Below are 8,352 nucleotides of genomic sequence, written 5' to 3'. Positions count from 1 at the left end.
TTTTTTGTGTTCTTCTCTTCTTTGTTGGCTTTGTGTGTTGCGGAAGTACTGGGGACGGGGGTGGTAGGCGGGCGGTTGTTTTGTTTCCCACCCCCCCCCCCCCCCCCCCCCCACGACCTTGGGGCGTCAACCGCGTGCACGGTGGTGAGGGTCACCCGTGGGGAGTACGTCACCAGAACGGCCAGGGCCGCCCATCCCCGTGTTTACGGCTCCGTACTGCATTGTGCTGCTTTCGGAGAGTAATGGAGGTGTGCCGTGGCACGCGCCGGCGCACACGAAGGGTTATGGTGGAACCCCCCCCTCGGGCCGGTCCGTATCCCCCCCCACGGACCGGCCCGTTTTCTTTCGCCCGCGCGCGGCTCAGCGGCGGTTCGCCCAGATGTTGGTCCCCGCGGTGTCCACGGCGAAGGTGTCGATCTCCGTCAACTCCTCGTCGGAGAGTGGCGATCCGGCGAGCGCCGCCACGTTCTCCTCGAGTTGCTTCACACTGCTCGCGCCGATCAGGGCGGACGTCATCCGCGGGTCACGCAGCACCCAGGTCAGGGCGAGCTGCGCCAGCGACTGGCCGCGCCGCCGTGCGATCTCGTTCAGCCCGTGGAGTCGGCGGAGCACGTCCTCCGACAGCAGGTTCGGGTCGAGGGACTTGCCCTGTGCGGCCCGCGACCCTTCCGGGACGCCCGCCAGGTACTTCTCGGTCAGCAGTCCCTGGGCGAGCGGAGCGAAGGCGATGCAGCCCATCCCGGCCGCCTCCAACGCGTCGAGCAGGCAGTCGTCCTCGGTCCACCGGTTGATCATCGAGTAGGAGGGCTGGTTGATGATCGCGGGGACGCCCATCTCCTTCAGCAGGCCGGCGGCCTCGGTGGTCTGCTGCGCGTTGTACGACGAGATGCCGACGTACAGCGCCTTGCCCTGCTGGACCGCGGACGCCAGGGCGCCCATCGTCTCCTCCAACGGAGTGTCCGGGTCGAAGCGGTGCGAGTAGAAGATATCGACGTGGTCGAGGCCCATCCGCTTCAGCGAGGCGTCGAGCGACGACAGCAGGTACTTGCGGGACCCCCACTCGCCGTACGGGCCGGGGTGCATCAGATAGCCGGCCTTCGTGGTGATGACCATCTCGTCCCGGTACCGGGCGAAGTCCTGCGCGAAGATCTTGCCGAAGTTCAGCTCGGCCGACCCGGGCGGAGGCCCGTAGTTGTTCGCCAGGTCGAAGTGGGTCACCCCGAGGTCGAAGGCGCGGCGGATGATGGCGCGCTGCGACTGCAGGGTCCGGTCGTCACCGAAGTTGTGCCAGAGGCCGAGCGAGACGGCGGGGAGTTTGAGCCCGCTGCGACCGGAGCGACGGTACTCCATGGCGTCGTAGCGGCCCTCAGCTGCGAGGTAGTAGGGGGAATCAGTCACGCTTCCCTCCCTATCACGGACTTGTGACAGGCCGGGTTGGGTGGCCGTGGCCGGTGCGCAGTAGTGTGACGGCTTCGGGGGTTGCGTAGCAGGACCGGCCGCGGGGGGATGACCACGACCCCCGTGCCAGCAGGGGCGGGCGGGCCCGGGACGGAACCGAGAGGTGGACAAAGTGAACTTGCGCGACCTGGTGTACGGGCTTTACGCACGCCGGGTGGAGGGCCGCCTCGACCACGCCCAGGTGCCCAAGCACATCGGTGTCATCCTGGACGGCAACCGCCGCTGGGCGAAGGCGGCGGGAGGTACCGCGGCCGAGGGGCACCAGGCGGGAGCCGACAAGATCTCCGAGCTGCTCGGCTGGTGCGCCGAGACGGACGTCGAGGTGGTCACGCTGTGGATGTTGTCCACGGACAACTTCGACCGTCCCGAGGAGGAGCTCCGTCCGCTCCTCGGCATCATCGAGAACACCGTCCGCAACCTGGCGTCCGACGGCCGGTGGCGCGTGCACCACGTGGGCACCATGGACCTGCTGCCCGACCGCACCCAGTCCGTCCTCAAGGAGGCCGAGCAGGTGACGGGCGGTGTCGACGGGATACTGGTCAACGTCGCCGTCGGCTACGGCGGGCGCCAGGAGATCGCGGACGCCGTCCGGTCGCTGCTGCTTGACCACGCGGCGAAGGGGACGACGTTCGAGGAGCTCGCCGAGATCGTCGACACGGACCTGATCGCCTCCCACCTCTACACCCGGGGCCAGCCCGACCCGGACCTGGTGATCCGCACCAGTGGCGAGCAGCGACTGTCGGGCTTCATGCTCTGGCAGAGCGCCCACTCGGAGTACTACTTCTGCGAGGTCTTCTGGCCTGCCTTCCGCAAGGTCGACTTCCTCCGTGCCCTGCGCGACTACGCGGCCCGCCACCGCCGTTACGGATCCTGACGAGGGCGAGGATCCCGGTCGGCCGCGGGGACGCCCGTAGCACCGCCGTCCGGCGTCCCCCGAAGAGCCGCCGGACGGGCCTGCCGAGCGGGTGCGGCTCCCGCCGCCGGGACCGCGGCCGACGTGGCGGGCCCGCTCCGCAGCCCGCCGCCTGCGCACCCCGTTCGTCCGGCGGCGCCCCCTCCGGCCGAGGCCGGCGCGGTCCTCGGCCGACTGCGGGTCCGCGCGGGCAGGGCCGGTCCGCGGGCCGTTGGACCGGTACGCACCCCGTGTGCCGTGTGCCGTGTGCCGTGTGCCGTGTGCCCCGTGCTCCCGGCCGTACGACCCCGGCCGCGGGGGCGGTCCGCGCGCGACGGGTGGGGCGGAGGCGGCCGGCGCCCACCTCCGCCCGGCTCCGCGCGCCTACCCCAGTGCCCGCGGCGTCGACTTCACGCCGCGTCGCGTCTCCCCGACCCCGCACTCGCCGGGGGCGCCGGGGTCGCGCTGGGGCGGGATCCCGCCGCAAGCCGCCGGGCAGGCACACGCACGTGACACCGGCGCGGTGCTGGGCCGAACGGGTCAAGTGGGGCATCCCGACCGTGGTCATCAGGTGTTCACCGACGCGTCGTCATATGCCATGGCATGGCAGCGCTTGTTCGAGGGAATACCCCTCACAGGTCGACATCCGGACACCCGAGCCGGATGCCGTATCTATAGCGAGGGGCACAGAGCCGCTCGCCCGGGAGGCCCTTTGCGCCAGGACGACCGTGCGGCCAGCACGGAAGGAACGGAGGGCCGGTCCTCGGCCCGTGCATCGGGGCCGATGACCGGTCCGACCGCCCGCGACGTCGTCGCACCCCGATCTCAGCCGAGGGGGTACGTCCTTCCGTGGTGAACAGCACAAAGCGCCGCATGTCCGACAGGCGCACCTACGTTCTCGACACCAGTGTCCTGCTGGCCGATCCGAACGCCGTGTCCCGGTTCGAGGAGCACGAGGTCGTGCTCCCGATCGTCGTGGTCACGGAGCTGGAGGCCAAGCGGCACCATCCGGAGCTGGGCTACTTCGCCCGCCAGGCCCTGCGTCTGCTGGACGACTACCGCGTCCGGTACGGCCGTCTGGACGCACCCCTCCCGACAGGCGAGCTCGGCGGCACGCTGCGTGTCGAGCTCAACCACTCGGACCCCGGGGTGCTTCCCGCCGGCTACCGGCTCGGCGACAACGACTCGCGGATCCTCGCGGTGGCCCGCAACCTCCAGGCCGAGGGGTACGACGTCACCGTCGTCTCCAAGGACCTGCCGCTGCGTATCAAGGCGTCCTCCGTCGGCCTGCTCGCCGAGGAGTACCGCGCGGAGTTGGCCATCACGGATTCCGGTTGGACCGGGATGTCCGAACTCGCACTGTCCGCCGATCAGGTGGACATCCTCTATGAAGAGGAGAGGCTGTACCTCCCGGGGGCCGCCGATCTGCCCGTGCACACCGGACTCGTACTCCAGTCCGAGCGGGGCAAGGCCCTCGGTCGGGTCACCGCCGACGGGAACGTCCGACTCGTCCGTGGTGACCGCGAAGCCTTCGGCATCCGCGGCCGCAGTGCCGAGCAACGGATCGCGCTCGACCTGCTGCTCGACCAGGACGTCGGCATCGTCTCCCTGGGCGGCCGGGCCGGGACCGGCAAGTCGGCGCTGGCGCTCTGCGCGGGGCTGGAGGCGGTCCTGGAGCGCAGGCAGCACCAGAAGGTGATGGTGTTCCGACCGCTGTATGCCGTCGGGGGGCAGGAACTCGGCTATCTGCCGGGCACCGAGGCGGAGAAGATGAGCCCCTGGGCCCAGGCGGTCTTCGACACCCTCTCCGCGGTGGCCGGCCGTGAGGTCATCGAGGAGGTGCTGGGGCGGGGGATGCTGGAGGTGCTGCCGCTCACGCACATCAGGGGGCGGTCACTGCACGACGCCTTCGTCATCGTCGACGAGGCCCAGTCCCTCGAACGGAACGTCCTTTTGACCGTTCTTTCCAGGATCGGGGCGAATTCCCGTGTCGTCCTCACTCATGATGTGGCGCAGCGGGACAACCTGCGCGTGGGGCGCTACGACGGGGTCGTCGCCGTCGTGGAGAAGCTGAAGGGGCATCCGCTCTTCTCGCACGTGACGCTCACCCGGTCCGAGCGCTCCCAGATCGCCGCTCTGGTGACCGAGATGCTGGAGGATGGTCCGATCTGATACGCCGTGCCCGGTATGAGAGTTGGCGTCGCCCGGTGAAGCAAAGGAGCTTAGCCGGGCGACGTCGTGCCGTACGGCCTTTTCCGGAAATCCGCTGGAGCAAACGAGGTGTGAGCTTTCACACGTAGCCATGAATTGCCTTGCGGCATCGCCTTCCGGCAGAGTCTGGGTTCCGTCAGGCCCCGCATACGGCACACCCGCACCCTCAGGGGTGCTGCACCACACAACTCCACACCTGCCGCCGTATGCCGCCCGAGCACCACGCGGCACTCCTGCATGGGAGTTGTCCACCGGGCCCGTGCCTCCCGTGACCTAGCAAGAGGGAGTGCCAGTGTCAGGGGCACGATTGCGTCCGCGAGGTCACCTAAGCGGGCGATGCTGGAAGGAAACCGTGTGAGCCGGATTTCGGTCCGGGGATTCGCCGTGGCGTCCGCCACTGCGGTCACCACTGTCGGAGCAGTCGTCGGCGTTGCCTCGGGCAGCACCCCCGCCGCGAACGACAACCTGGAGACGACCGCATCCGACGCGACGCTCCTCGCAGACATCCCGGTCGGCCAGCAGGCCCAGGTCCAGGTCTCGTCCCTGACCCAGCAGGCCGAGGCTCAAGCCACGGCGGCCGACGCCGCGGCGCGCAAGTCCGCCGAAGAGGCGGCCCGCGTGCAGGCGGCCAAGGACGCCAAGGCGAAGAAGGAAGCCGCTGACGAGAAGGCGGAGCGCGAGGCCGAGGCCAAGGCGGAGGCGGAGCGTGCCAGCCGTTCCGCCGTCCGTGACGCTTCCAGCTTCGCGGCTCAGTCGTCGTACAGCGTCGCCGACGTCCAGGCGATGGCCCGTCAGATGATCCCTGGCGACCAGTTCCAGTGCTTCAGCAACATCGTGAACCACGAGTCCAGCTGGAACTACCGGGCCACGAACGCCTCCTCGGGCGCCTACGGTCTGGTGCAGGCCCTCCCCGGCTCCAAGATGTCCTCTGCGGGCTCGGACTGGCGGACCAACCCGGCCACCCAGATCAAGTGGGGCCTCAACTACATGAACGAGCGCTACGGCAGCCCCTGCGGTGCTTGGAACTTCTGGCAGGCCAACAGCTGGTACTAGTACCGGACATAGGTGCGCGTACCGGGCCCACCCGGCACCGGATCCGAAACCGGACGCTCGACTTCGCGAAGCCCCTCTCCGTTCTACGGCGAGGGGCTTCGTGCGTGTACGGTCGGGGCGGACCCCGGGGGGAGAGGGAAGAAGATGTCGAGAACGCCAGGATGGCTCAGCCGACTGGGGGCCGGAATCACCCGCGCGGGTGCACGCTGGGAGGAGCGCCGGGCCCAGGCCGTGGCCGCGTCCGACGATGAGCTGACGCCCGACCCGGTCACCCCCGAGAGCGTTCCACCGCCGCCCGCGTACGCACCCGCCGTCGCCGCCAAGCCCGATCCCGTCGCCGCGATCCCGTGGGGGATGCGGGTCGCTGCCGAGGCCGGCTGGCGGCTCCTCGTCCTCGCCGGCACGCTCTGGGTGTTGATGAAGGTGATCGGCGCCATCCAGCTCGTCGTCCTCGCCTTCGTGGCCGCCCTGCTGATCACCGCACTGCTCCAGCCGACGGTGGCCCGGTTGAGGGGATACGGTTTGCCGCGCGGGCTCGCGACGGCCGTCACCGCGATCCTGGGCTTCGTCATCATGGGCCTGGTGGGCTGGTTCGTGGTGTGGCAGGTCACGGACAACCTGGACAGCCTCGCCGACCGGGTCAAGGACGGCATCGAGGAGCTCAAACGCTGGCTGCTGGACAGCCCGTTCCACGTCACCGAGCAGCAGATCAACGACGTCGCGCAGAACCTCAGCGACACGATCGGCACCAATACCCAAGAGATCACCTCCGCCGGGCTGCAGGGCGTGACCGTCATGGTCGAGATCCTCACCGGGATGTTGCTGGCGATGTTCTCGACGCTCTTCCTGCTGTACGACGGCAAGCGCATCTGGGGGTGGACGCTGAGGTTGGTGCCCGCTCAGGCCAGGCCCGGCGTGGCGGGCGCGGGACCGCGCGCCTGGCGGACGCTGACCGCCTACGTACGCGGCACGGTCGTCGTGGCCCTGATCGACGCGATCTTCATCGGGCTCGGCATCTACTTCCTCGACGTGCCGCTCGCCGTGCCGCTCGCTGTCTTCATCTTCCTGTTCTCCTTCATCCCGCTCGTCGGCGCCGTGGTCTCGGGTGCCCTCGCCGTCGTCGTCGCCCTCGTCACCCAGGGGGTGTTCACGGCGCTCATGGTGCTGCTGGTGGTCCTCGCCGTGCAGCAGATCGAAGGACACGTGCTGCAGCCGTTCATCCTGGGTCGCGCCGTCCGGGTGCATCCGCTGGCCGTCGTCCTGGCGGTCGCGGCCGGCGGTCTGACCGCGGGAATCGGGGGTGCCGTGGTGGCGGTGCCCCTGGTGGCGGTGACCAACACGGTGGTGGCCTACCTGCGGGCGTACGGCCAGGCGTACCCCGTCCACCACGGCCCGGGTCCGCACGGAGCGACGGCGGTGGAGGTGGCGCCCACTCAGCCGCCGGTCCCGCCGGGGGCTGACAAGCCGTAGCGGGATCGGGCGTGGCCGCCGGGGGCCGGGAGCCCGGTGGTATGCCTCACGAAGGGACGGCGGTCGTGCCGGTCGGCCCGGCCGCGTTCCCCGACGCCGTACGCAACGGGGCACCCTCGCCCGGCTCGGTGCCGGGCGGGGGCGCCCCGTGCGGTGTCCGTGGTGTCAGCCGGCTATGACGGCTTCCGCCTCCAGCGTCGTGCCGACGGCCTGGATCACCGAGGCGATCTTGAACGCCTCCTGGACGACGTCGCGGTCGACACCGGCCTTGCGCAGCACCTGCTCATGGGAGTCGAGGCACTGGCCGCAGCCGTTGACGGCGGAGACGGCGAGCGACCACAGCTCGAAGTCCGTCTTCTCCACGCCCGGGTTGCCGATGACGTTCATCCGCAGCCCGGCGCGGAGCGTCCCGTACTCGGGGTCCGACAGCAGGTGGCGGGTCCGGTAGAAGACGTTGTTCATCGCCATGATCGCGGCCGCCGACTTCGCTGCGGTGTACGCCTCGGCGGACAGGTTGGCCTTGGCCTCGGGCTCCAGCTCGCGCAGCACGATCGGCGAGCGCGAGGCGATCGCGCAGGCCAGGACCGTGCCCCACAGCTGCTGCTGCGGCAGTTCGCTGTTGCCGATCACCGAACCGAGGTTCAGCTTCAGGTCCTTCGCGTAGTCCGGCAGTGCGGACTTCAGCTCATCGAGGGCCATGCTCACTCACCGGCCAGAAGCTTGACCGGGTCGAGGGTGTCCTCGCCCTTGCTCCAGTTGCAGGGGCACAGCTCGTCGGTCTGCAGGGCGTCGAGGACCCGCAGGACCTCCTTGGGGTTGCGGCCGACGGAGCCGGCGGTCACCATCGTGAACTGGATCTCGTTGTTCGGGTCCACGATGAAGACGGCGCGCTGGGCGAAGCCGTCCTCGCCCTCGATGCCGAGGTCGCGCATCAGCTCGTGCTTGGAGTCGGCCATCATCGGGAAGGGCAGGTCACGCAGGTCGGCGTGGTCCTTGCGCCAGGCGTGGTGGACGAACTCGGAGTCGCCGGAGAAGCCGAGGACCTGGGCGTCACGGTCGGCGAACTCGTCGTTCAGCTTGCCGAAGGCGGCGATCTCGGTGGGGCAGACGAAGGTGAAGTCCTTGGGCCACGCGAAGACGACCTTCCACTTGCCCTCGTAGGACTTGTGGGTGATCTGCTCGAACTCCTTACCGGTCTCCAGCGAGACGCAGGCGGTCAGTTCGAACGTGGGGAACTGGTCACCAACAGTGAGCACGCGCTCTCCTTG

Annotated in this window: 7 protein-coding genes; 4 read left to right on the top strand and 3 right to left on the bottom strand. The window is 69.5% G+C overall.

Annotation, left to right across the window (positions count from 1 at the left end):
• Nucleotides 1-360: 360 nt before the first annotated feature.
• Entirely contained in the window at nt 361-1,398 is a 1,038-nt protein-coding gene (gene mgrA, locus ACFXOM_RS01520) for an L-glyceraldehyde 3-phosphate reductase (protein WP_384947877.1), read from the bottom strand.
• 172 nt (nt 1,399-1,570) lie between these two features.
• Between mgrA and ACFXOM_RS01515 the strand changes: the two genes are divergently transcribed.
• The 4 genes from ACFXOM_RS01515 (at nt 1,571) to ACFXOM_RS01500 (ending at nt 7,084) form a co-directional block, all read left to right on the top strand.
• The gene (locus tag ACFXOM_RS01515) at nt 1,571-2,332 is read left to right on the top strand and encodes an isoprenyl transferase (protein ID WP_384932831.1); all 762 of its coding nucleotides are present in this window, start codon (nt 1,571-1,573) and stop codon (nt 2,330-2,332) included.
• An 867-nt stretch (nt 2,333-3,199) separates the two neighbouring features.
• On the top strand, nt 3,200-4,522 hold the full coding sequence (locus tag ACFXOM_RS01510) for a PhoH family protein (RefSeq protein WP_384932828.1): 1,323 nt from the start codon (nt 3,200-3,202) through the stop codon (nt 4,520-4,522).
• 393 nt (nt 4,523-4,915) lie between these two features.
• Nucleotides 4,916-5,614, top strand: coding sequence for a transglycosylase SLT domain-containing protein (locus ACFXOM_RS01505; protein WP_384932825.1), 699 nt, complete (start codon nt 4,916-4,918; stop codon nt 5,612-5,614).
• A gap of 144 nt (nt 5,615-5,758) precedes the next feature.
• Nucleotides 5,759-7,084, top strand: a complete 1,326-nt coding sequence (locus ACFXOM_RS01500; RefSeq protein WP_384932822.1) for an AI-2E family transporter — start codon at nt 5,759-5,761, stop codon at nt 7,082-7,084.
• A gap of 165 nt (nt 7,085-7,249) precedes the next feature.
• Here ACFXOM_RS01500 and ACFXOM_RS01495 read toward each other — a convergent pair whose 3' ends face one another.
• The gene (locus tag ACFXOM_RS01495) at nt 7,250-7,783 is read right to left on the bottom strand and encodes an alkyl hydroperoxide reductase (RefSeq protein WP_384932819.1); all 534 of its coding nucleotides are present in this window, start codon (nt 7,781-7,783) and stop codon (nt 7,250-7,252) included.
• Nucleotides 7,784-7,785: 2 nt separating this feature from the next.
• A complete protein-coding gene (locus ACFXOM_RS01490) occupies nt 7,786-8,340 on the bottom strand; it encodes a peroxiredoxin (protein WP_384932815.1) in 555 nt (184 codons plus the stop codon).
• Nucleotides 8,341-8,352 lie beyond the last annotated feature (12 nt).

It is taken from the genome of Streptomyces sp. NPDC059169 (assembly GCF_042755225.1).
GTDB lineage: Bacteria > Actinomycetota > Actinomycetes > Streptomycetales > Streptomycetaceae > Streptomyces.
The sequence above is the reverse complement of the archived record's forward strand: the minus strand, read 5'-3'. Positions and strand labels throughout refer to the sequence as shown.

Excerpts from the sequence above, each read along its gene's own strand:
- ACFXOM_RS01495 (WP_384932819.1), bottom strand. The coding sequence starts at position 7,783 with ATGGCCCTCGATGAGCTGAAGTCCGCACTGCCGGACTACGCGAAGGAC.
- ACFXOM_RS01500 (WP_384932822.1), top strand. The coding sequence starts at position 5,759 with ATGTCGAGAACGCCAGGATGGCTCAGCCGACTGGGGGCCGGAATCACC.